Genomic DNA, 25,066 nt, shown 5'->3' with positions numbered 1-25,066 from the left:
GTGTTTGCCTCATCAAGTCCCTATCGTCTAGAGGCCTAGGACATCGCCCTTTCACGGCGGTAACCGGGGTTCGAATCCCCGTAGGGACGCCATTTTCTATTTTAAAAATTCCTTTTAAAGACTCTATCGTCACCTTCCTGTCTATTCTTTGACTGCTTCTTGATTGCACATTTGTCTATTTTATCTAAAATAGCGTCTTTCTCAAATTCTCTCAATGTGTAATATGCAGCCATCTGACAAACAACTAGATGCTCAGCATCAGAACAGTACTGCACCTTTAAAAAGAGCCATGAGTACCCGCCACCTTGTCATGTTATCGCTAGGTGGAGCAATCGGTACTGGTTTATTTTTGGGTTCAGGGGAAGTCATTTCACAAACTGGACCTATTGGCGCAATTATTGCCTATATTCTTGGGGGTGCAATTGCTTACATGGTCATGCTCTGTTTAGGCGAGCTGGCTGTACATATGCCCGTTTCGGGTTCTTTCGGTGCATACGCTCGAAAGTACATTAGTCCAAGTACAGGCTACATGATTTCATGGATGTACTGGCTAACATGGACAGCAACGCTAGGAACCGAGTTTACCGCCGCTGCTCTACTTATGCAGGAATGGTTTCCACAAATTTCAATGTGGATCTGGACACTTATTTTTGCAGTAACTATTTTCGGGTTAAATATCAGCTCAACCCGAGTATTTGCCGAGTCAGAGTTCTGGCTAGCGCTGGTTAAGGTCATTACCGTCATTGCTTTTATTGTACTTGGATTATTAGCAATTTTTGGTTTAATTCCTTTCCACGGTGCTCAAACTGCTCCATTGTTTAGTAATTTAACTGCCCAAGGTTGGTTCCCACACGGTTTTCTTCCTATTTTCACCACTATGCTTATTGTTAACTTTGCTTTCTCTGGAACAGAGTTAATTGGTGTAGCTGCTGGCGAAACTAAAGATCCTGCTCAGAATGTCCCTAAAGCGATTAATGCTGCAATCTGGCGTCTTCTTATCTTCTTTGTGGGCACCATTATTGTAATCAGTGCATTACTTCCTTTCCAACTTGCTGGTTTAGGTGGTGACAACGTAAGTAATAGTCCTTTCGTTACCGTATTTAATTACATCGGTATTCCATATGCAGATGACATCATCCGTTTTGTTATTATTACTGCACTACTCTCAGCCGCAAACTCGGGACTATATGCAGCTTCACGTATGATGTGGTCTTTATCAGAGCAAAAACTCCTTCCGGGTGTATTTGCAACACTTTCAAAAAGCGGGACACCTATTGTTGCTTTAGTTGTAACGATGTTCGGTGCAATTCCAGGCTTATTATCAGAGCAATTTGCTCCTGAAACCATCTTTAAAAACTTGCTAGGTGTTGCAGCTTTTACCATGGTTATTGTCTGGATGAGCATTTGTTTAAGCCAGTTCAATTTCCGTCGACAATGGTACCGTTCTGGACATACGGTTAGCGATTTAAAATATGCAGCACCGTTATTTCCTATCGTTCCAATTTTAGGTTTTCTTTTCTGCTTTATTACATGTTTAAGTATGGCGGCAGATCCTGAAATGCGTGCTGGCTTTATAGGTTGCTTAATTTTTACTGCCATGTGCTATCTCAGCTACTTTATTTTCTATCGAAATAAAGCTTAAGTGTTTGTAATTTAAAAAGTGTAGCAAAAAGCTACACTTTTTTTTTGCTTAGAGACTGGCTTTATATAATCTACCGTTGTAGATTTAAATTTATATTAAAAAACAATTCCTTGTATACAATGAAAATTATATTTATCCATGGGATGAATCAGCAGAATTACACAGCACATCGTTTAAAAGAGCACTGGCTAAAAGTATTTAAACTGGGCTTAAAACAATTGCACTGTAGAGTTAATTTAAGAGATCTACATATACATATGCCATTTTATGGCGATTTAATGACGAAGTATCAATTATCCAATCAACTTGATCTTAATACTTTACTTCCAAAAACTTTTAATTTTCATTTACCCATCCATTTACATCATCAGCCATCAACCCCCAAGGAACATACTCCTTTTATACCTCACCTTCCTCTTTCACCAGATCAACCAGCACAAAGCTTATCAGAGCGTTTATATTTAACTTCACAGATGGTGAAAGATCGCGTTCTTAAGGAAATGGTGGTTCTTTTAAATAATTTTCCAAAATTACATGAAAGTTTAATTCAGCAATTCTTGATTGAAACTTATATGTACTTATCTAATCCTGATTTTATGTATGAGGTTCATCAAAGAATTTTAAAACAAATGCATGATGATGAAGATTGTATTGTAGTCGCCCACTCTTTGGGTTCTGTGATTGCCTATCATTTATTATCAGATCCTTCTTATCAGTTTTCAGTACAGCGCTTTATTACCTTAGCATCCCCTCTTTCTTTTCGCGTCATACAAAGCAAACTCCCCACTCCCATTGAACGTCCTAAATGTTTAAAGGGCGACTGGTATAACTTTTATTCTAAAGATGACTTTTTAACCGCTTTTCCCTTAAGTGAGGCACCTTTTAATTTTACTCCCCCCATTATTAATCAAGAGATTTTTACTTTTGCCAACCAACCTCATGAAATTGTCGGCTACTTACAACATCATGCTGTGGTAAAAACAATTATTGAGCCTTTCCAATAAAAAATATCTATAAACGTATATATTTTCTACAATTTGAGTTATTTTTAAGCGCTTAACTGATTTTTTTAATATTTCTTCAGAAAACTATTTGACACTTTTATTAAATCGACCTAATATACGCCCACCTCTGAAACGTCCCTATCGTCTAGAGGCCTAGGACATCGCCCTTTCACGGCGGTAACCGGGGTTCGAATCCCCGTAGGGACGCCAATATTTTTCAGATGTATGCCTCATATAAGTCCCTATCGTCTAGAGGCCTAGGACATCGCCCTTTCACGGCGGTAACCGGGGTTCGAATCCCCGTAGGGACGCCAAATTCTAAAAAGCCACTGCATAACGACAGTGGCTTTTTTCTTATCTAGACAATAAGAAAGCTGATCATAAACCAGCTTCCCGTCACGCTTATTTAATTTGCGATTCCAACTTGAACTTCCAGACGGCCTGATTGAACACGTAGCCCTTTTATTTCGAACTGATCTACCAGTTGCTGCACAAGCTCACGACTTTCTCTTAAAATATTAAGTCCCGGTAGAATACTAAAGTCGGTTAAATTTAAAAGTTTTTCTACCATCCATGAGCGGTTATTAATGAAATCAATAAAACCTGCTTGCTCAAGGTCAATGAACCACATGCGATGACCATCACGCTGAATACCCGGAATATCACGAATCAAATGATTAATCAGCGATGGAATAGGCAACATATTAATCACTTCAAAACCTACTCGACCAATACGGCGAACAGCCCAATTCGATAATGTTCCACCATGACGTATTTGCACATCCAGACTTTCATCCATTTGGCGTAAGCGCAAGAACTTTTCTTGTCCAATGCGGCATTCCAATACTCGAAAATCTAAACTTAGGCGATATAGGAAACGGTGATAGTGCCCATCGATTTCAACCTGAAACCGATCATTGCCACATTGAACTTTAATATCATCAATTTCCGAACGATCTATGCGTTTACGAATTTGACTGTTTAATAGCATTTCTGGCAAATACAAATTCAAGGTACTTTTACCTAGAAAAGTACGTGCCATGATTAAAGCAACCTGTCTTGCAGTTTCACTTGTTTCAGACACCATATCTCTGACAGTCCCTGCTGCCAGGTTGGTCATGCCCACCACTCCACGCTTTGTATGAGATGTCACCTGATCCAAAGCATCTAGGGCTGCATCAGCAACTTCAGCAAGATTACGTGTAGTATCACTAGCAAACCCGACGGCGTCTTGCGCATGCTGTAATGTTTTATGCAGCAAACGGCGTGAGAATGACAGTTTTATAGGGTCAGGATTCCCTGAAACTGTTGATGTCGTTGTAGGCTTCGACTTATTGTCATCTTCTTGACCCAAGTCCCTCTCCTTTTTATATTTCTTTCACATCCTATTAATGAGCATTTCAGCTCATTTCCAGTGTTGGACACACTTGGTTTTTATCTAGATTAGCATGCTCTACAGCATTATTTTAATTTTTATGTGTACGCATAAATCATCGTTTTTTTATATATCCTTGTTTCAAAAAAGTATTTTATATCGGATATTCACCTCAACTTTTTAATCAACTACAAATTTTTTTCTTTCTTTGCATTTCCGTTAGAATAGATTCAAATTTAATGTGGAGCTGTCATGCAATATCGTTGCCCTCAATGTCAAAGTGTTAAAATTATGCCGGTGAGCCAAGGTGTTAATAGTGCTAAACCTGTTGTGCCTAAAAGCTTAGTGATTTTAGTTCCTGCCATTTTTGTACTTTTACTCTTGGTTGTGATTAGTATTTTTATGTGGATTTTTGGCAATGGTGCAGGCAGCTCTCTTCAAATTGCAACAGTAGTTGCATTTGTGGTTACTATAGGTGCAGGTTTTATGTTCTGGCGCGATTTGCCTGATTTTAAATTGTCTATGCAAGCATTTATGCAGTCACAAAAACATTGGAAATGTCGTGACTGCAATCATGAGTGGGAAATTTAAAACAGTATTCACATCAGCTTAATGCTGATGTGAATGTGTCTTGTCATTATCGTTATGCTCGTGTGAAGCATGTTGAGCAATATGCTGACAGTTGATCTCAGCATCATCTTCAATTTGCAATGTCACTTCACCAATACCATGCTCAAGAGAAAGCATTTCAACTGCATCTTGATAGAGCTTATTACGGTCAGCTTCAGGCGCAAATAAGTGCACGGTTAAATGGATATTTTTAGACGTAATTGCCCATACTTTGAGTTGGTGAATACTCTCCACACCATTTAATGAAAGTAAATCTGCACGTAGCTTTTCAATATCGACTTCTTCGGGTACACCTTCGAGCAAAATATTAATACTTTGTTTAAGTAAAACCCATGTTCTTGGCAACACCCAAAATCCAATCAATACCGCAATAAGCGTGTCAATCCAGTACCAGTTAGTGAAGTAAATAATAATTGCACCAATAATAACGCCAACTGAGCCTAGTGCATCACTCAATACTTCTAGATAAGCACCTTTCACATTTAAGCTGTTATTGGCACTCGACATAAGAATTTTCATTGAGATGAGGTTTATTACCAAACCAATGGTCGCCACAATGAGCATACCTACACTTTGAATTTCAGGTGGCTGCGAAAAGCGGATATAGGCTTCATATAAAATATAAATTGCTACCACAAAAAGCATGAGCGCATTAAATAAAGCAGCCAGAATTTCAAAGCGCTGATAACCGAAAGTACGTTTATTATCGGCAGGACGTTTAGAAATCTGTATGGCAACCAAGGCAATGGCTAAAGCAGCTGCATCTGTAAACATATGTGCAGCGTCAGAGAGCAATGCCAAACTTTGTGTGATTAAACCTGCAATCACCTCAACAATTAAAAATGTCGTGGTAAGCGCCAAGGCAATCGTTAATTTTTTAGCATTACCTTCAGTCACTACAGCATGACTATGATCATGACCATGATGTCCACCCATTTTGCGGACTCCTTTTTATTTATCTTTATGGTGAGTTAAAAGTAAAGATGAAGACATCATTACCTTTAACTCTTACAAACACTTTTTCGACTTAAATTTTGTAATCAAAAAAGATATCTCAAATCGATGACATTATGAATTCTCAACACTTTTCGTCTTGCCTTCATTCATCCATCGATAAATGACCGGTAATAAAACCAAAGTTAATATCGTAGATGAAATAATGCCACCAATTACTACCGTTGCCAAAGGTCGTTGTACCTCTGCACCAGTTCCAGTTGCCAAAGCCATTGGAATAAAACCAAGTGAAGCAACAAATGCCGTCATTAATACAGGGCGTAGTCGCAGTACAGCACCTTTCCAAGTTGCAGCATGAACATCTAGGGTTGCTCTTAGCTCTTTAATGAATGTGAGCATGACCAAACCATTCAATACCGCAACACCTGATAAAGCGATAAACCCGACTCCAGCAGACATAGAAAGCGGAATATCTCTCAGCCACAAAGCCACTAATCCGCCAGACAAAGCGAAAGGAACCCCGCTAAATACAAGTAAACTGTCTTTAAAGTTACTAAATACCGCCATCAGCAATACAAAGATCATGATGAGCGCCATCGGCACAACGATTTGCATTCTTGCAGTGGCAGAAGCAAGATTCTCAAATTGCCCTCCATAGCCTAACCAATAACCGCTAGGTAGCTTTTGCTGCGCCAGTTTGCTTTGCATCTCTTGTACAAAAGACCCAAGGTCACGATCACGCACATTTGCCGTCACAATCACTCGGCGTTTGCCATTTTCACGGCTCACTTGAGCAAGGCCCAGAATATTCTCAACCTTGGCAACGTCTTGTAACTGGATCAGACCGCCGTTTGGTAAGCGAATCGGTAATTGTGCTAGCTGCTGAGGCGTACGCATGTTTTCCTGTAAGCGAATCACGAAATCGAAACGTCTATCGCCCTGTAAAATTTGCCCTACACTCTGTCCTCCAATACTCGCAGCGACAATATCCTGAATAGACTTGACTGATAATCCATATTGAGCAGCTAGTGCATGATTAACATCTACATTAAGTAATGGCAAACCATCAGTCTGTTCGACTTTGACTTCACTGGCACCTGGAATACTACGTAGCTGTTGGGCTATTTTTTCCGCTTCCTGATTGAGGACTTGCATATCATCCCCAAAAACTTTCACCCCGATATCACTACGGACGCCTGAAATGAGTTCATTAAAACGTAGTTCAATCGGTTGCGAGAATTCACTGTTATTACCAGGAATCTGATTCACGAATTGCAGCATTCTGGTACGCAATTCATCTATCGTTTCTTTAGGGTTTGGCCATTGATCATGTGGTTTTAATAGAACAATACCATCGGAAATATTTGGAGGCATGACATCGGTAGCAACCTCGGCGGTTCCTGTTCTTGCAAAAATGGCTTTAATTTCAGGGAAAGCTTTCAGTAACTGCTTTTCTACATTCTCTTGAATCTTAAGCGACTCTTCTATGCCTGTGCTCGGTGCACGCATGAGTTGTAATGCAAAATCACCCTCACTGAGTTGAGGGGCGAACTCACTCCCCACTCTTGTTGCAATAGCACTTGTCAAAATTAAGATGCTGACCGCTGCTGTGACAACAACATATCGAAAGGCATATGCTTTATCGAGTAAGCCTGCATAACCTTTTTTCAGCGTCATCATCCAGCGGCTTTCTTTTTCCTTCACTTCACCCGTAATAAACAGAGCTACTGCTGCCGGAACAAAGGTCACAGATAAAATAATTGCTCCCAATAATGCTAGGACAACGGTCATTGCCATAGGATGAAACATCTTTGCTTCAACGCCTGCTAAAGCAAAAATTGGTAGGTACACGACCATAATGATGATCTGACCAAAGATTAATGGGCGTCGTGCCTGTTTAGCTGCGAGAAAAACCTCTGTGAAACGCTCTGAACGTGTTAATAAACGACCTTTTAAATGCTGCGCTTCAGCTAAACGCCGAATACAGTTTTCAACAATAACAACGGCCCCATCAACAATGATCCCGAAGTCCAAAGCGCCCAGACTCATCAGGTTGGCACTGATTTTTTGTTCCGCCATACCTGTTAAGGTAAAAAGCATTGCCAATGGGATAATACAAGCAGTGATTAAAGCGGCGCGAAAGTTTCCTAAAAAAATAAAAAGGATAACGATGACTAAAATCGCCCCTTCAATCAAATTTTTAGCTACTGTTTTAATCGCTTTATCTACGAGGCTACTACGATCATAGACTGTTTCAATCACCACGCCCTGAGGGAGTGATCTTTGAATTTCCTGAACTTTATCGTCAATCGCCTTAGCAATAGTTTTACTGTTTTCACCCATCATCATCATGGCGATACCTAAAACAGTTTCCTGTCCATTATAGGTAGCACCACCTGTACGCAAATCATGACCAATCGATACTGACGCTACATCGGCAACCCGTATAGGTAAACCGTTTTTAGTGGCGACCGTAACATTCTGGATATCTTGTATTGACATCAGCATGCCGGGAACACGAACGGTGAGTTGCTGGCCGTTCTCTTCAATAAATCCGGCACCACGGTTTTCATTATTATTTTGAAGCGCATCCTGTAAGTCGGTAAGTGGAATCTGCAACTGCTGTAACCGTGTCAGATCTGGAGAGACCACATAGGTTTTATTATATCCACCAATGCTATTAACCTCGGCTACCCCTTGTACACGTTGTAACTGGGGCCGAATAATCCAGTCTTGAATTTCACGCAGGTCCATCGCGCTATAAGCTGAACCATCTGCTTTTTTAGCATTTGGCTCTGCTTTTACCACCCATTGATAAATCTCACCGAGTCCAGTCGAAATTGGAGACATTTGCGGATCAATGCTATCTGGTAAAGCACTCTTAGCTTCTTGTAAACGTTGGTTAATCAGCTGTCTTGCCCAGTAAATGTCAGTACCATCTTTAAAGATAATCGTGACCTGAGAAAGACCATATCTGGAAATTGAACGAGTCTGTTCCAGATTTGGAATACCAGACATGGCATTTTCAATCGGATAAGTAATCCTTTGCTCAACTTCTGGTGCTGTAAAACCATTGGCCTGACTATTGATTTGTACCTGTACATTGGTGATATCAGGCACAGCATCAATTGAAAGTTTTTGATAGCTATAAATTCCGACACCAATCCAAGCAATAACAAACATCATGACCCAAATGGCGTTGTTAATTGAAAACTGAATAATTCGATCAAACAAACCTTCAGCCTTTGGCAAATCAGGTTTATTAATGTCCATGCTCTGCCTCCCCTTTTTCAAGTTCGGACTTGAGCAAGAAACTACCTTGAGTCACATATTGCTGCTTTTCAGTAATTCCAGATTTAACCTCTACCCATTGTGCATCTGAAGAATAATTGCCTAACTCTACCGCAACAGGAGCAAAATGAATTTTGTCCTTCTCCTGTTTTGCAATAAAGACGACATTCTTTCCATCAATCTGTTGTATCGCTGTCTTATTAACTCGTAATACAGTCGCTGCATTATTTTGCTTCAGTAACACATTGACCATTAAGTTAGGGCGTAATTCTTTTGAAGGTGTGAGTACCTTGGCACGAACCTGTAGACGACCAGTTTGAGTATCTGCTTCTGAAGTTAAACTTTGTACCTGTGCTTTAAAAATATTATTCGTTTGCAGTGATTTAAATTCAATTTCCTGATTAGGCTGAATATTAGTATTTGTACTTGGTAGCACAAATTCAATCCATAACTGATCTAGGCGATCAATAACAAATAACTGTTTTTCAGGACCAATTTGCTCACCAATGACAATATCTTTACTACTGATTACACCACTTAAAGGTGCAGTTAAAACATATCGACCTTTACTTGAGCGATTTGCTCCCAATGCAGATAAACGGCTATTTGCAGCCTGCACTTGAATCTGCGCCTGACGATAAGCATTGTAAGCGCGCTGGTAATCTTGACGTGCTGAAACCCCTTGTTCCCACAATTGTTTTTCACGTTGATAATCTTGCTGGGCTAATGTCAGTGCTTCTTGTGCCATGCTTAAGTTAGCTTGTTGATCGACTAAATCAGGTACAAATAAAGTCGCAAGCGCCTGACCCTTTTCAACTTGTTGTCCCAACGCAACATTTACACTATCTACACGCGCAGAAAAAGTTGAAGAGACATGTGCTTGCTGGTCTGTATTTACAACAAGTTTGGCAGGATACGAGAGATTCTGCTCAACTTCTCCACGTCCTACTTGCTCTAACTTCACTCCATATTCAACCAGTTGCTTAGAAGTTAAGTTTAAACTGCCTTCCTCTTTTTCAGATTCTTCATGACCAGCTTCACCCTCTGCATGCGCTTCTTCACTTTTCTCAGTATTAGGCTGTTTTTTTCCAGAGAAAAATAACCAAGCACTTAAAGCAAGGCAGACAATCAGCAGCAAAATAGCAATAAGCCATTGGTTTTTCATTTTTTTAACTGACATTACTCTGCCCCTCCAACTGTCGGCAACTGATAGGTGTCTTGCCATAAATTTTGATTAATTTGATTTAATGCATCTCCAGACATCACCATATTTGGATCGATCCCGAGAGCTAAACTTTCTGCCTCAATTGCTTTTTGCCAAGCAGATTTAAGAAGTTGAACTTTTTTCAAGCGTTGTTCTTGTAATTGAAGGGTAGATTGCTGAACATCGGTAATTGCAAATTTACCGACTTTAAAGCCAAGCAGCATTTTCTCTTGTACCGTCTCTGATAAAGGGATTTGCTGCTCATTCATTAAATTATATTGCTGCTTTAAACCCGCTAACTCGTACTGTAGAGTACGAATAGAATTCTCGCTTTGCTTTTTATAAAAGCTTTGCTGCTGGTCAATTAAATCGAGTTTGCTTTGAGCAACTTTTAGGGCATATTGCTGGCGATTAAAAATGTTTAAAGGAACCGCTATACCTACTCGGATCTGATTTTCGGTACTGCTCGTTTCTGCGGTTTTACTACGAACCACGCCCATATTTACAGTAGGCGTAGGCCGATTTTTTGCCTTTAAATAATTAATTTCAGAATTTTGTTGTATTGCTTGAAGCCGTAGGGACTGTTCTAACAAATTCTGTTTCAAATATTGGTCGATATCACTTTCATTTTTTAAAGGCCACGTACTTTTTATATCTGGACGTAACGTGAAGTTATCTTCTGTCTCACCCCATAAGTTAGCCAATTTTCTTTTAGCACTACTCAGTGATAATTCAACTTCCTGATATAAACGCTGATTTTCAACATGCGTCATGAGAGTTCGATCTAAATCAACCTGAGCAATACTGCCTGCCTGAAAGCGTAAGCGGGTAGCATCTAAAAGGTTCTTACTCGTTCTTAACTGGGCTTTAGCAACTTCATGTTCAAGCTCTAAAATAGATACTTGTGACCATAAATATTTTACCGCCAGCTTCAGTTGAGCCTCATATAAAACCTGATTTAACTCAACTTGATTTTGCTGAACACTTGCTAGTTTTTTTGCTGCGGAACGTACACCAAAAATATCTAGTTTTTGCGAGATCCCAAGTTCTAATTCCTGATCTTTTCCAGATTTAAAACCCGTTTGCTGTACAGAAACCGTCGGATTTTCCCATAGCTGGCTCTGTTTGATATTGCTCTCGGCGATATCTTGTTGAGTTTGCCAAATTCCTGTTTGAGTCTGAAACTGCTTAACCTGATCGAGCACCTGTTCAAAAGTTAAAACATTCTGTATACGCTGTAGTTGTGTATTCTCAGCAAGGTTCTGATTTGAACTGGCTGCGTTTGTTACGACACCAGTTGAAAGTGCAACAGCAACAACTAATGATTTAAGTACCCAAGACGTACTCAGACTAACGAAACTTTTTTTGTATAAAAAAATAGACATAAAATAACCCTATGAAATAAATAATATTTCTGGTGGGTTATTTTTCGGCTACCCCACCTATAGCAGGGTTAAAACAGGAGGCGGGTCTTGTTTAGAGATATGAGGGGACTTATAAGAATTAGACCAATAATATTGTTGTTTTGGCTCAGATGACTGTATTAACGGTGAAACAATTTTTTCTTGTGCTTCTACAATCACAACATGAAAACATGAAGGTAAATGGTCATGATGATCGGACAAGTTTAACGGAGCTTTATGAGTCCCCGCGATATCTGTCTTTTTCGTATGGCTATGCTGTGAAGCTTCATAACTCAACGCTGCATGATGACCAAAATGATGTAATGCCTTTTCCTGATTTTCATGGGCGCAAAATGCCGCTGCCACATTCCATAAACTTTGGAATATAAGCAAACAGAATAAGACGGACATGAAAAGTGCAGAACGTGGCAACAGCACACCATTAAACTAAGAAGTTGAGCAAAGCCACTATAGCAGGCCGTGGGCATGTAATAAAATTACATCTAATAAGTAGCAGTATAGAAGCGATTCTAATCTCGCCTGAGTAAAGATAAGAATAAATCATTAAGAATCTTTATCTTTACTCATAGGAAACTAATTATTAAGTAATTAGTTTCCTACAAAAAAAATTATTTATGCTTACAAGTTAAATGAGGCTTCTTACCTTCTTCAGCTTTAGCTTTTGTTTCTTGCTGAGACTTAAGATTCTTTTCGAGGAATATTAACCCTCCATCAGCATGAGCCAAACTTGTTGAAAGAAGTAAAACCATCAAAGCCGATTTTGTATTTAGTTTAATAGACATAATAATCACCAGATCTAAATATTCCTAATTTATTTAAGGACTTATCCCAGAAATAAAATTAATTTTTCGCATACCTTAGTTAATCAATTCAGGACAAATCTTCTGAGTCTCTAAGAAGCATGCGGATATACTTTCATTTCATTTTTAGAACCAACTAAACAATGAAGGGAGAACACCGTGCAGTCGCAACTCATCAAAAAGTTGGACTAAGGCCGCAACCCAGATAAACCACACCACCTGCGTCAAAAAAATACGGAAATGCTTCGGTGAAACCTGATAGAACTCAGGCTCTTTAAAATTTTTGAAACTTGGTAAAAAGCGTGGAATTGTCTTTATATAATCTGAATATGCAGTTCCATATTTTTCACTCAGGAATGCTTCTTCTTGGCGTATAACAAAATGGTAGTAACAGAGAAAATAAAGCGTGAATACTATTGGAAAGATAAACGTCTCTGTAATCAACATGATCCCGACTCCACCCAGATAACTAAACAGATAGAGTGGATTTCTACATAAAGAATAGGGACCGTCTATCACCAACTTAGCATTCTTAAATCCGGAAATGTAAAGACTGCACCATATTCTTCCCATTACTCCTATGCCCACAAAAAACCATCCAAAGAACCATAAAATATGTTCTATAAATGCCGCCTGGAAATGCCATTTACTAAAACTTAAAGCAAGAATAATAGCTAAAATCAGCCCAATCACTCGGGAGCTCACAGTTCTAACACGGGGGGTAAATAAAATATTCATTTCCATAAACCTCCATCACTGTGAATCATCAGAGATAAGATAACCGATTCATTAAAATGATATTTTTGTGTTCCGGAAAAATTTGACAGAACCTTATATCCCGCCTTGTCATTAACATAAAGACGTGAATGTTTAAGCGAGTAATCTACATAGAAGATTGCTGCGCTTTGTTTGCACATATAATTAAGCATAAAATAACCCTTTGAAATAAATAAATTTCTGGTGGGTTATTTTTCGGCTACCCCACCTATAGCAGGGTTAAGACAGGAGGGGGATTTAAAGAGCCAAGATACGGGGACTGATAAGAATTAGACCAGTAATAGATTTGTGAAAGCTCATGTACACGCACAAAAGGTTCTTGAGCTTGTTGTGCATTTTCAGTCATCACTACATGAAAACATGAAGGTAAATGATCGTGATGATCTTGCCAGCTTAATGGAGCATTCTCAGAATTTTCTACAATACCAACATGTTCAGTCTGCATATGGTCTGAAGATTGATATACATTTAAATCTGCATGATGACCGAAATGTTGTAATGCCTTTTCCTGATTTTTATGCACGCAAAATGCCGCTGCCACATTCCATAAGCTTTGGAATATAAGCAAACTAAACAAGACGGACATAAAAACTGTAGAACGTGGCAAAAGTACACCATGACAGTAAATTGCACAAAGTCACTATAGCAAGCGATACCAATGTAATAAAATTACAAAATGATTTTTGGTTAATTTATCGCTGTTTTAAAAAAGTTTTTTCTTTAGAAAAATTAATTTCCTGTTTGAGTTCCTTCAATGTATAAACTATTTTCTACCCTACTCGTTGTCGTCTGTTTAAATTTGAGTGCTTGTGCCACGACATTACTTTCAGAAGCTTTACCTAACGAAACCACAAAAACCGAGAAAATCATTTTAGCAAAAGATCAAATCATTGCTTTAGGACAAGCTGTTCAAAACCAGCAAGAACAAGGCGTCGTATTTATAGGACAAGACTTTAATTATTTAATGACGGAAGGAAGTTCGGAATTTTTAAATATCATTAAAAATATTCCTGTAAATCAAAGAACTTTAATTATTCCATCTCCTCTGCTACTTGAAATGGATGACCCTACGCTTTTTCATGGTGAACTCAAGTTTCAATACAATATTCCCGCTTCAAAACTTTCTGATCAACAGAAAGAAAATTTAAAAAATTTAGGGTTTAAAAATCATTTTATGGTTATGGAGAACCAAACACAGCTTTTATATCCCTACGCTATTATTCGTTTTAAAGGCCAAATTTATCAAACCAGTCCTACTTTAAAAGTTCAACAAACGATTCCAACTCCATATCCAATCGCCTTACAACAAAAAGATGAAATAACCAAGAAACATCCGTTTAAACGTGTAACGCGTATGGCGCTTTATCCTTTAGCGATGGCATTTGATATAGTGACGGTAGCCCCTTCTCTCATCTTGTCAGATTTACGAGGTGACTTTACTAAATAAGCACCCTTACCATTCTAAAAACAAAACCAGTCCTTAGGCTGGTTTTGTTTAAGAAAATTTCTTTTGTTTGATATTTATAAATTTTCTCAATTTTTTTATTTTGAATAATGATTTGTTCTTAAACTTTTTAAATTCTATTTTCACGTTTGTATACCAATACTTTTATAGAAGTTTCGCTAAGCGTAAAAACACGTGTAACTTTTATGTAAGCTAAAACTTCATCATTTTTCATCCAAATGCGCTATATCAGATTTACAAAAAATAACATAAGATTTTCATATAAGGGACTAGCTTAAAAGTGTGAGTCAATTCAATCAAATTGAGGAACAAGGGGAGACTGTCATGAATATGAAAACACTCAAGCATGGGCTTAATCACTTGTTTGCCTTTGAAAACTTACCAGCCGATATGCATTCACAAGCTGAGGATGAAATTGAACAAGGCTTACGCTTTGAAGAGTTAGCCATACAAGATCATGAACGTATGCAGAATTGGTTAGATATTACCCCAAATGACCGCAATGCGATGTGGTGCTACCTCCGTGCAGCTTTAAGAGGTAATGCTGACGCTTCCTTTAAACTTGGTATTGGCTATTTAAATGGTCAATTTGGTTTAGATAAAAACTACACTGAAGCTGAAAAGTGGTTAAACAAAGCAGCAAGTCAGGGACATCCTGATGCTGAACGTTGCTTACAAGAAGCTTTTAGTAAACTTGCCTTCTAACAAAAAACCAGCCCTTAGGCTGGTTTTTAAATTTAGCAGTAATTAACCGCTAATTTTTTTGTATTTCTTGCGATGAGGCTGAGCGTCATCACCTAGCTTAGCACGGCGATAAGCTTCAAACTCGGTATAGTTACCTGTATAGAACTCTGGTTGTTCATCTTCAAATGACAAGATATGAGTCGCAATACGGTCAAGGAACCAACGGTCATGCGATACAACCATTACTGTACCCGGGAATACCAAAATTGCATCTTCAAGTGCACGTAAAGTTTCTACGTCCAAGTCGTTTGATGGCTCATCCAGTAAGATAACGTTTGCACCTTGCTGTAAAATTTTCGCAAGTTGTAAACGGTTACGCTCACCACCTGACAATTCACCTACGCGTTTTTGCTGATCTTGGCCTTTAAAGTTAAAACGACCAATATAAGCACGTGATGCAATTTCATAATCGCCCACTTTCAAGATGTCTAAACCGCCAGAAACTTCTTCCCAAACCGTTTTGTTATCATCTAAAGTGTCACGAATCTGACCAACATAAGCAACTTTAACTGAATCACCAAGTGTTACAGTACCGGTGTCAGGTTTTTGCTCACCTGTCATCATACGGAATAAAGTCGTTTTACCGGCACCGTTAGGACCAACAATACCTACAATTGCTGCTGGTGGTACGGTAAATGACAAGTTTTCGTAAAGTAAACGATCACCAAATGACTTGCTGATATTTTCTACTTCAACAACCTTGTTACCTAAACGTGGACCAGGTGGAATATAGATTTCAGAGGTCTCATTACGCTGTTGGAATTCGCGTGAGTTAAGCTCTTCAAAACGCTCCATACGCGCTTTGTTTTTCTTTTGCTGACCTTTCGCATTTTGACGAACCCATTCAAGTTCTTTTTTCAATGCTTTAGCAAAAGATTCTTCTTGTTTCTGCTCTTGTTCTAAACGAGCATTTTTTTGCTCCAACCAAGAAGTATAGTTACCTTGATAAGGAATACCGTGTCCACGGTCAAGCTCCAAGATCCACTCGGCAACATTATCTAAGAAATAACGGTCGTGCGTAATCGCCACGATTGTGCCAGGGAAATCTTTTAAGAAACGCTCTAACCAAGATACAGACTCTGCATCCAAATGGTTCGTTGGTTCGTCAAGAAGCAACATATCTGGTTTAGAGAGCAATAAACGGCAAAGTGCTACACGACGGCGTTCACCACCAGAAAGCTTAGTTACATCTGCATCCCAAGCTGGAAGGTTCAAGGCATCTGCCGCGATTTCAAGCTGGTTATTTAGGTTATGTGCATCCCAAGCATGGATAATTGATTCTAATTTTTCCTGCTCTTTCGCAAGCGCATCAAAATCAGCATCTGGGTCTGCATATTCTGCAAATACCTGATCAAGACGCTCTAAAGCATCTAAAGCTTCACGCACACCATCTTCAACGTTACCACGAACGTCTTTAGTCGGATCAAGTGGCGGTTCTTGCTCTAAATAGCCGATTTTAATTCCAGGTTGTGCACGAGCTTCACCAGAGAAATCTTTATCTACGCCAGCCATAATACGAAGCAAGGTAGACTTACCCGCACCGTTCAAACCGAGAACACCAATTTTGGCACCCGGGAAAAATGATAAAGAGATGTCTTTTAAGATTTCGCGCTTTGGCGGAACCATCTTAGACACTCGGTTCATCGTATAAATATATTGGGCCACGCAGGACTCCTCAATTGAAAAACCAATACATCGCAAGACGCGACAAAATAATCGCGCGTATTATACGATGAAAACACTAATGACTTGAAGTTATGATTTCCATCGTACGGATTTATCAAACAATTTTCTTTTTCAATAAGTTGCAAAATGTTTACGTATAAGATTTATACAACGTTTCAGCGTATATTTTTCTATCTATATTCCTAAAATTGGATAACAAACCAGAATTTCTGCAATTTTCTATATAAATTTTAAGCTAGACTCGCTTAATATTTAACTCACGAAGATGAAGTAATCATGACTTATAAAGATGAAACCTTAGCCATTCACGCAGGCTACACTCCTGAAGCAACTACTAAAGCTGTTGCAGTCCCTATCTATCAGACAACTTCGTATGCATTTGATAACACACAACACGGTGCCGACCTTTTCGATTTAAAAGTTCAAGGCAATATCTATACCCGTATTATGAATCCAACCACAGCCGTACTTGAGCAGCGCCTTGCTGCGTTAGAAGGCGGTATTGGTGCATTAGCTTTGGCATCGGGAATGGCAGCTATTACTTACGCAATTCAGACCATTACTGAAGCTGGAGATAATATTGCCTCAGTCTCAACTTTATATGGTGGAACGTACAACTTATTTGCTCATACCCTGCCAAAACAAGGCATTGAAGTTCGCTTTTTTGATTATCAAAAGCCTGAAAGCTTACGTAACTTAATTGATGATAAAACTAAACTTGTTTTTGTTGAGTCAATCGGCAATCCGCTTGGAAATATCATCGATCTAGAAGAAATTTCGAAAATCGCCCATGAATATGGCGTACCTGTCGTTGTTGATAATACAGTCGCTACCCCTGCTTTATTAAAACCATTCCAATATGGCGCCGATATCGTCATACATTCTTTGACTAAATATATTGGTGGTCATGGCAATAGTATTGGTGGTGCGATTATCGATAGCGGTAAGTTTCCTTGGGGTAAATATCCGGAGCGTTTTAAAGTATTGAACACGCCAGACCCAAGCTATCATGGTGTGAACTATGTAGAGGCATTAGGTGAAGCTGCCTATATAGCAAGGGCTCGCGTTGTACCATTACGTAATACAGGCGCAGCTATTAGTCCGCTCAGTGTTTTCTTAATTTTACAGGGTCTAGAAACGCTTAATTTACGGATGGAACGCCATACTGAAAATGCACAAAGAATTGCGGAATATTTGCAAAATCATCCGAAAGTAAAATGGGTCAATTACGCAGGCTTAAAAGATCATCCACAACACCAACTTGCGCAAAAATATGTAAAAGGTAAACCTTCTGCAATTTTATCTTTTGGGGTTCAAGATGGCCGTGAAGGCGGTACTCGCTTCATTGATGCCCTCCAGCTATTTACCCGTCTTGTGAATATTGGTGATGCGAAAAGTCTGGCTTGTCACCCTGCAACCACAACTCACCGCCAACTCAACGAACAAGAACTAAAAGCTGCTGGTGTAAGTGAAGATATGGTACGTCTTTCAATTGGTATCGAGCATGTTGATAACCTCATTGCCGATTTAGAACAAGCACTTTCATCCGTATAAATTTTAAACTCATCTAACAAGCCTCTGGAATATAGAGGCTTTTTTATTTTCAAGTGATTTAACTATTAAGAATAATTAATGGATTAGGGTAATAATTTAGAGTTTTTACTCTAAATAAATTGTTAAATTTCATATATTTACATACTAGACAATTTTTAAACATCTATTAAGATAAGGCAATATTTAGGAGTTCATCAGGATGAACCAACGGTTGTAAAAATAAAAATTACATACCGGAATAAATAGCCCCTGCCCCTACTTAGGTAAAATGCTGTGAATAAAAAATTAGAAGCTCTGTTCCAGGAAAAGGTACAAGGTAAAGTCATCTTAGTGACAGGCGCCTCAAGTGGAATCGGTTTAACGATTTCCAATAAACTTGCTGACGCTGGTGCGCATGTTTTACTGGTTGCCCGTACTCAAGAAACATTAGAAGAAGTCAAAGCAGATATTGAAAGCCGTGGCGGTCAGGCATCAATTTTCCCATGTGATCTGAATGACATGGAAATGATTGATCAGGTTTCTAAAGAGATTTTAGCTTCTGTTGACCATATTGATATTTTAATTAATAACGCAGGTCGCTCTATTCGTCGTGCCGTTCATGAGTCTTATGACCGTTTCCACGACTTTGAGCGTACTATGCAATTGAACTACTTTGGCGCTGTACGTTTAGTGCTCAATATTTTGCCTCACATGATTCAACGCAAAGATGGGCAAATTATTAATATTAGTTCGATTGGTGTATTAGCAAATGCAACCCGCTTCTCGGCTTATGTTGCTTCTAAAGCTGCGCTTGATGCATTTAGCCGTTGTCTATCGGCAGAAGTTCATGCACATAAAATTGCAATTACTTCAATTTACATGCCTTTAGTGCGTACACCAATGATTGCGCCGACCAAGATTTATAAATATGTACCGACTCTCTCACCTGAGCAAGCAGCCGATTTAATTGCTTATGCGATTGTGAAACGTCCAAAACGTATTGCAACTAACTTAGGCCGTTTGGCTTCTATGACCTATTCAGTGGCGCCTGGCATTAACAATATGTTTATGTCGATTGGTTTCCGTCTGTTTCCAAGTTCAGACGCCGCAAAAGGCAAAAAAGCTGAAAAACTTAACTGGGTGCAAAAAGCATATGCACGCATTTTCCCTGGTGAGCATTGGTAATTTAAAATATTCAGCAAGCTTAAATAAAAAAGCGCCTCATGAAAGGCGCTTTTTTATTTGGTTCTATTTACGCATCTAAAAACTCGACATGCCCTGTTTTAACATCGTAAATCGCGCCAACAATCGCTATTTCACCACGATCCAGTAAGTCTTTAAGTACCGTACTGTTATTAATAATATATTGGATATTGTAGTGAACATTCATAGCAGTTACCTGATTTACGAAGGTCTTGTTTAATTCACGGGGTTGCATAATGTCATATACACTTTCTACCGAATGCATGAGCGGACCAAGCACATATTGAATATGCGGCATCTCTTTGACATCGGAGATTTGTTTTTGCTGTAAGCGTAACTGACATGCACTAGTCACTGCACCACAGTCAGTATGACCTAAAACTAAAATGACTTTTGAGCCTTTGGCCTGACAAGCAAACTCAAGCGAGCCTAATACCTTTTGACCTGCAATATTACCTGCAATCCTTAAACTAAATAGATCACCAATACCCACGTCAAAAATCATTTCAGTTGGAGCACGTGAGTCCATACAGCCCAAAACGGCAGCAATTGGGTGCTGGCCTTCATCTGCAGTAACACGAATTTGGCGATAAATATCACGTTGCAAGCGCTCATTTTTAACGAAACGTTCATTTCCTTCTTTAAGTAAAGTAATGACTTGCTGTGGACTTAATTTACGTTGTAGATCTCTCGTACTAATGTAGATATCCAGTACCGCATCATCTACCTCTTCATAGTGCTGCTTAAATCCAATAAGCTTAAGGTCGACTTGGCGTTTAACTGCCGTCTCATTTTGATAGTCTTGAATGACTTGATAAATATCCGGATCAATCGAATCACATTGAGTGGCATCAATAATCAACTGTTGATCTTTATGAACATGTTCCAAGGCAGAAATGAGCGCGGAACGATTCAGAAAAGTCACTTGTGAAGGAAGCTCAATACGCGTCACGATTCCATGTAAATGCTTTTCTTTATAAACACGAACACCTTTATTGAAGTTGCCATATAAAATAAATGCACTACTGGTAAATAGCCCCACCAAGATTCCGGTTAATAAATCTGTCAACAAGATTGCAACCAAGGTAATAATGAATGGTAAAAACTGTCTCCAACCTTTTTGGTAAAGCTGTTTGAATAACTTTGGATGAGTCAGTTTAAAACCAGTCACGATCAAAATTGCTGCAAGTGCAGACAAAGGAATCATGTTCATGAGTGGGACAAAAAATAGAATGGCAAGCAGTAACAACACACCGTGAATAATGGTTGAGCATTTACTACGTGCACCTGTATTGGCATTTACAGAACTACGGACAATCACTGAGGTCACTGGCATTCCGCCAATTAAACCCGACACAATATTACCTGCTCCTTGCGCCCATAACTCACGATTAGGTGGAGATGAACGCTTTTGAGGATCAAGCTTATCGGCCGCTTCTAAATTTAGTAATGTTTCTAAAGATGCCACGATCGCAAGTGTAATGGCTCCGGTATAAATTAATGGTTCAGCTAAATAGCTAAAGTCAGGAAAAACCAATACCTCTTCTGGTGCTTGTAATATATTTGGTAGTTGAATCAAATTATTACTTTGCACAGCCCATGAAGAACCAATACTTATTAAAACAAAGTTAAAAACTGCTGCGAGTACCACGGCAATTAAGGCAGAAGGCAACGCTAACTTTTTAAGTGGGCTACTGTCCCAAGCTAAAATTAAAAATAAGCTCAACAGTCCAATCAATGCTGCTCCAGCATCAAATTTTTGGATAAACGTATCCGGTGTAGCAGTCCAAACTTCTTTCCATGAAAAATCAGTCAACCCAAATAAATAAGGTAACTGTGTCACAATCAGAATGGCACCAATGGCTGCCAATAATCCTAAAATGACATTGTTTGGAATAAAGTTGGCAAAGAAACCCAACTTAAATACACCAAACAGAATTTGTAAAATTCCTGCAAATACAATACACAATAAAAAGGCGGCATAATTGCCGCCTAATTGATCGAGTTGTACAAGGATGACCGCAGTCAACCCTGCTGCTGGGCCAGAAACGCTGATGTGAGAGCCACTCAGCAGGCCAACAATAATTCCACCCACTATTCCAGCAATAATGCCAGAAATAATTGGAGCACCTGAGGCTAAGGCAATACCCAAACATAAGGGTAAAGCCACGAGAAATACGACCACTCCCGAAAGGAGGTCGTTTACGTGAAATCTATTTTTCAGTTCTAAAGCCGGCATAAAAACAACCATTTATAATATAAAAAAACAATCAATTTTTAATGTAACTGCCTGAAAGTGAGGAACTTACTTCAAGGCTTTATCGATATTGTCTGACAACTGAATCGGGTTAAAGTTGAGTTATGCTATAACGTTGTATAGTTGATTGTAGATTTCACGACGTTTTTGTTGATCTTAAGATTCACCTCATCTTTATGAGCGTGATGTTTTAATAAAACATAGCGCTAGCCATTTAGAAGACGATTTAGAAACAATAAAAAAAGCCTCCCGTTTAGGAGGCTTTTTTAAGTTCTCTAAAGGCTCTTATTTAGAACCCTTAATTCCTGCTTGCAATAATAATGCACCAAAACCACCAATTTTTTGCTCTTGTGGTTTTTCTTGCTTACTACGCTGCGGACGTTCAACTTGATCTTTACGCGGTTGTGGACGTTTACCTTGTGGTTTACGCTCAGAACGCTGTTCGTTATTTTGCTCACGACGTGGTGGACGCTGTGCTTTCACAGGTGCCGCACCTTCTGCACGCATACTCAAGTTCACACGGTTACGTTCAACATCAACCTGCATAACACGCACTTGTACGATCTGACCTGGTTTTACCACTTTATGCGGGTCAGAAACGAACTCATTGGCTAATTCAGAGATATGAACCAAACCATCTTGATGCACACCAATATCAACAAAGGCACCAAAATTCGTCACATTCGTCACAACACCTTCAAGCTGCATACCTTCAGTCAACTGAGCAACTTCAGTAATGTCTTCACGGAATTTAGCTGTGCGGAATTCTGGACGAGGGTCACGGCCCGGTTTTTCAAGTTCTGCTAAAACGTCTTGAATAGTTGGCAAACCGAATTTGTCATCAACAAACTCTTCTGCTTTAACCTGACGAATAATTTCGGTATTACCAATAATATCTTTTACCGTTGTAGCTTTTGCTGCAACAATTTTCTCAACAAGACCATAACTTTCAGGGTGAACAGCAGATGCATCTAATGGCTCTGAACCATTTTGGATACGCAAGAAACCAGCAGCCTGTTCAAAAGTACGTTCGCCAAGACGCGGTACATTTTTAAGTGCCTGACGTGTGTCAAAACGGCCATGCTCTTTACGGTATTCAACAATTTGCTGTGCAATTGCTTTATTCAAACCTGCAATATAAGCCAAGATTGCTGGTGAAGCAGTATTTACGTCTACCCCAACAGCGTTTACACAGTCTTCTACAACTGCATCAAGTGTTTTTGCTAAACCAGTTTGGTTCACATCATGTTGATATTGACCTACGCCAATCGACTTCGGATCAATTTTAACAAGCTCAGCAAGCGGGTCTTGTAAACGGCGCGCAATAGAAACTGCACCACGGATTGAAACATCAAGCTCTGGCAGTTCCGCCGCAGCAAGTTCACTTGCAGAGTAAACAGAGGCGCCTGCTTCACTTACGGTTACGCGAGTTAATTTAAGATCTGTATTTGCAGCCATCATTTCAGCTACAACAGCTTCTGTTTCACGGCTCGCAGTACCATTGCCAATAGCAATAAGCTCGACATTGTATTCACGACATAGACGTGCAAGCTCAGCAATTGAGCCTTCTTTATCTTCTTTAGGCGCAAATGGATAAATCGTACTATGTGCAAGTACATCACCAGCTTCGCTTACCACAGCTAGTTTCACACCAGTACGAATACCAGGGTCAACACCCAAAGTCGTACGGCTACCAGCTGGCGCTGATAACAATAAGTGACGAAGATTTTCAGCAAACACCTGCATTGCTTCTGCTTCAGCAGCAAGACGTTTTTCTGTAAGTAATGAATGCTCGATTTGAGGACGAACTTTACCTAACCAGAATAATTTTGCAGTTTGTTTTAAAAAATCTTGACGTGTTTGTGGCTGAACCTGATCAAGGTTGTATTCAGTTTCAATACGAGCCAATGGTGCATCATCTTCGCCATCAACTTTTAAACCGAGTACGTTTTCTTGGCGGCCACGTAACATCGCCAATAAACGATGTGATGGTAATTTGTTTAGGCCTTCCGAGAATTCAAAGTAATCGCGGAACTTTTTGCCCACTTCTTTCTTCTCTTCAGATGCAACAGTACTTTTTAACACTGCTGTTTTTGCAAAAGTCGCTTTTAATTCTGTAGTAAGAGGAATGTTTTGTGCCCAGTCATCAATCAGAATATGCTGGATTGCGTCTAATTGACTTTCAACGTCCGGATAGTCTTCATGACTAAAACCAGCCAATGCTTCTGTCGGATCAATTTGTTCTGAAATAATTTTTTCGGCAATTGGTCCAAGGCCCGCTTCTTTTGCCTTGAAAGATTTGCTCGTACGTTTAGGACGGTACGGCGCATAAATTTCTTCTAAAGCATTTTTTGTTTCGGCTGCATTCACCCGCGCCAACAAGTCATCATTCAATTTATTCTGTTCTTGCAATGACTGAATGACCTTTTCACGGCGCTCATATAAATCACGTAAATACGCTAAACGAGTATCTAATTGGCGTAACTGCGTATCATCTAAACCTTGTGTTACTTCTTTACGGTAACGGGCAATGAATGGAACACTGGCACCTTCATCAATTAAGCGGATGGCAGCTTCTACTTGGTTTGGACGTACGGCAAGCTCACTTGCCAACTGCTGAACTAAGTCAGTCATCGTGTTTGATCCCACAAGGATAAAGTTTAAAAGCACTGATTATAAAGACCAAGACCATAAAATCCACACTTGTTTGCGTATTCAAAACGTTTTTTTGTATTGACTATGAATTTTTCACATTCTTATGGCTGTAAAAAAGTTTTTTCTGTGACTCATTTGGGCCTTTAAGCTAGCCTTTTACCTTTTAAAAAATATGAAATTTATAGATTCTTCTTTAATTAAAGAAAATTTTTAATATAAATTATGAGAAAAAGAACATATTGATACATTGCCAGAACGATCAAAATATAGTTTTTCTTATCTTTCTAAATAAATTATTAAGTTCTCATACTTAAACCACAAATGAATAAATTAAAAATTAGAACTTAAAAACCGAAACTCATTTTTAAAATAATTTATTTGAAACAAATATTTATTAGAATTTAATTGATGAGAAAGAGGTA

The 25,066-nt window shown here is 39.0% G+C and carries 20 protein-coding genes and 3 tRNA genes; 10 read left to right on the top strand and 13 right to left on the bottom strand.

Annotated elements, in window-relative coordinates; all coding sequences use genetic code 11:
• The first annotated feature begins 16 nt into the window (after window positions 1–16).
• The 5 genes from G9371_RS07750 to G9371_RS07730 all read left to right on the top strand — a co-directional run bounded on the left by G9371_RS07750 (window position 17) and on the right by G9371_RS07730 (window position 2,960).
• Window positions 17–92 (top strand) — tRNA-Glu (locus G9371_RS07750).
• A gap of 131 nt (window positions 93–223) precedes the next feature.
• Window positions 224–1,642 carry an amino acid permease gene (locus tag G9371_RS07745; RefSeq protein ID WP_001183128.1) on the top strand — a complete coding sequence of 473 codons (1,419 nt, stop codon included), beginning with the start codon at window positions 224–226 and terminating at the stop codon, window positions 1,640–1,642.
• A gap of 119 nt (window positions 1,643–1,761) precedes the next feature.
• Complete coding sequence (locus tag G9371_RS07740; RefSeq protein WP_001988038.1) at window positions 1,762–2,646, top strand: hypothetical protein; 885 nt, start codon at window positions 1,762–1,764, stop codon at window positions 2,644–2,646.
• Between the two features lie 134 nt (window positions 2,647–2,780).
• Window positions 2,781–2,856: transfer RNA gene (locus G9371_RS07735), tRNA-Glu, on the top strand.
• Between the two features lie 28 nt (window positions 2,857–2,884).
• Window positions 2,885–2,960: transfer RNA gene (locus G9371_RS07730), tRNA-Glu, on the top strand.
• Window positions 2,961–3,052: 92 nt separating this feature from the next.
• On the opposite strand, the gene G9371_RS07725 is transcribed toward G9371_RS07730, so the two are convergent.
• Window positions 3,053–4,000: a hypothetical protein gene (locus G9371_RS07725; RefSeq protein WP_000529525.1), complete on the bottom strand. Its 948-nt coding sequence runs from the start codon at window positions 3,998–4,000 to the stop codon at window positions 3,053–3,055.
• A gap of 273 nt (window positions 4,001–4,273) precedes the next feature.
• Here G9371_RS07725 and G9371_RS07720 point away from each other — a divergent pair, with 273 nt between their 5' ends.
• The gene (locus tag G9371_RS07720; RefSeq protein WP_002132336.1) at window positions 4,274–4,612 is read left to right on the top strand and encodes a hypothetical protein; all 339 of its coding nucleotides are present in this window, start codon (window positions 4,274–4,276) and stop codon (window positions 4,610–4,612) included.
• Window positions 4,613–4,630: 18 nt separating this feature from the next.
• Here the strand turns inward: G9371_RS07720 and G9371_RS07715 are convergent, their stop codons facing one another.
• From G9371_RS07715 to G9371_RS07675, 9 genes are all read right to left on the bottom strand, one after another.
• Window positions 4,631–5,587, bottom strand: coding sequence for a cation diffusion facilitator family transporter (locus G9371_RS07715; RefSeq protein ID WP_002132369.1), 957 nt, complete (start codon window positions 5,585–5,587; stop codon window positions 4,631–4,633).
• A gap of 132 nt (window positions 5,588–5,719) precedes the next feature.
• On the bottom strand, window positions 5,720–8,878 hold the full coding sequence (locus G9371_RS07710) for an efflux RND transporter permease subunit (RefSeq protein ID WP_002132384.1): 3,159 nt from the start codon (window positions 8,876–8,878) through the stop codon (window positions 5,720–5,722).
• Entirely contained in the window at window positions 8,868–10,076 is a 1,209-nt protein-coding gene (locus tag G9371_RS07705; protein WP_002132438.1) for an efflux RND transporter periplasmic adaptor subunit, read from the bottom strand. Before G9371_RS07705 ends, G9371_RS07710 begins: the two co-directional genes overlap by 11 nt.
• Window positions 10,076–11,485 carry a TolC family protein gene (locus tag G9371_RS07700; protein WP_029424111.1) on the bottom strand — a complete coding sequence of 470 codons (1,410 nt, stop codon included), beginning with the start codon at window positions 11,483–11,485 and terminating at the stop codon, window positions 10,076–10,078. The genes G9371_RS07705 and G9371_RS07700 overlap by 1 nt, the downstream gene beginning before the upstream one ends.
• A 57-nt stretch (window positions 11,486–11,542) precedes the next feature.
• Entirely contained in the window at window positions 11,543–11,935 is a 393-nt protein-coding gene (locus G9371_RS07695) for a cation efflux protein, CzcI-like (RefSeq protein WP_071543202.1), read from the bottom strand.
• 197 nt (window positions 11,936–12,132) lie between these two features.
• Window positions 12,133–12,306 carry a hypothetical protein gene (locus G9371_RS07690; RefSeq protein ID WP_000023573.1) on the bottom strand — a complete coding sequence of 58 codons (174 nt, stop codon included), beginning with the start codon at window positions 12,304–12,306 and terminating at the stop codon, window positions 12,133–12,135.
• 144 nt (window positions 12,307–12,450) lie between these two features.
• On the bottom strand, window positions 12,451–13,068 hold the full coding sequence (locus tag G9371_RS07685) for a methyltransferase family protein (RefSeq protein WP_002132347.1): 618 nt from the start codon (window positions 13,066–13,068) through the stop codon (window positions 12,451–12,453).
• Complete coding sequence (locus G9371_RS07680) at window positions 13,059–13,253, bottom strand: hypothetical protein (RefSeq protein ID WP_000935947.1); 195 nt, start codon at window positions 13,251–13,253, stop codon at window positions 13,059–13,061. Before G9371_RS07680 ends, G9371_RS07685 begins: the two co-directional genes overlap by 10 nt.
• Before the next feature lie 56 nt (window positions 13,254–13,309).
• Window positions 13,310–13,708, bottom strand: coding sequence for a cation efflux protein, CzcI-like (locus tag G9371_RS07675; protein WP_002060055.1), 399 nt, complete (start codon window positions 13,706–13,708; stop codon window positions 13,310–13,312).
• 147 nt (window positions 13,709–13,855) lie between these two features.
• Here G9371_RS07675 and G9371_RS07670 point away from each other — a divergent pair, with 147 nt between their 5' ends.
• On the top strand, window positions 13,856–14,548 hold the full coding sequence (locus G9371_RS07670) for a hypothetical protein (RefSeq protein WP_000277242.1): 693 nt from the start codon (window positions 13,856–13,858) through the stop codon (window positions 14,546–14,548).
• A 342-nt stretch (window positions 14,549–14,890) separates the two neighbouring features.
• Window positions 14,891–15,271, top strand: coding sequence for a tetratricopeptide repeat protein (locus tag G9371_RS07665; protein ID WP_002060024.1), 381 nt, complete (start codon window positions 14,891–14,893; stop codon window positions 15,269–15,271).
• A 42-nt stretch (window positions 15,272–15,313) separates the two neighbouring features.
• On the opposite strand, the gene ettA is transcribed toward G9371_RS07665, so the two are convergent.
• A complete protein-coding gene (gene ettA, locus G9371_RS07660; RefSeq protein ID WP_000090021.1) occupies window positions 15,314–16,975 on the bottom strand; it encodes an energy-dependent translational throttle protein EttA in 1,662 nt (553 codons plus the stop codon).
• A gap of 297 nt (window positions 16,976–17,272) precedes the next feature.
• Here ettA and G9371_RS07655 point away from each other — a divergent pair, with 297 nt between their 5' ends.
• Together G9371_RS07655 and G9371_RS07650 are read left to right on the top strand one after the other, a co-directional pair.
• Window positions 17,273–18,550 carry an O-acetylhomoserine aminocarboxypropyltransferase/cysteine synthase family protein gene (locus tag G9371_RS07655; RefSeq protein ID WP_165471263.1) on the top strand — a complete coding sequence of 426 codons (1,278 nt, stop codon included), beginning with the start codon at window positions 17,273–17,275 and terminating at the stop codon, window positions 18,548–18,550.
• Between the two features lie 273 nt (window positions 18,551–18,823).
• The gene (locus G9371_RS07650) at window positions 18,824–19,714 is read left to right on the top strand and encodes an SDR family NAD(P)-dependent oxidoreductase (RefSeq protein WP_001035486.1); all 891 of its coding nucleotides are present in this window, start codon (window positions 18,824–18,826) and stop codon (window positions 19,712–19,714) included.
• Between the two features lie 67 nt (window positions 19,715–19,781).
• Here the strand turns inward: G9371_RS07650 and G9371_RS07645 are convergent, their stop codons facing one another.
• Together G9371_RS07645 and G9371_RS07640 are read right to left on the bottom strand one after the other, a co-directional pair.
• Window positions 19,782–21,971 (bottom strand): bifunctional SulP family inorganic anion transporter/carbonic anhydrase, encoded by a 2,190-nt coding sequence (locus tag G9371_RS07645; protein WP_001111065.1) that lies wholly within the window; start codon window positions 21,969–21,971, stop codon window positions 19,782–19,784.
• A 303-nt stretch (window positions 21,972–22,274) separates the two neighbouring features.
• Complete coding sequence (locus tag G9371_RS07640; protein WP_000131196.1) at window positions 22,275–24,623, bottom strand: Tex family protein; 2,349 nt, start codon at window positions 24,621–24,623, stop codon at window positions 22,275–22,277.
• Window positions 24,624–25,066: the final 443 nt, after the last annotated feature.

The sequence above is a fragment of the Acinetobacter sp. EKM10A genome, assembly GCF_011075215.1.
GTDB classification, from domain to species: Bacteria; Pseudomonadota; Gammaproteobacteria; order Pseudomonadales; family Moraxellaceae; genus Acinetobacter; species Acinetobacter baumannii.
This window is presented reverse-complemented; position numbering and strand designations above follow the sequence as displayed.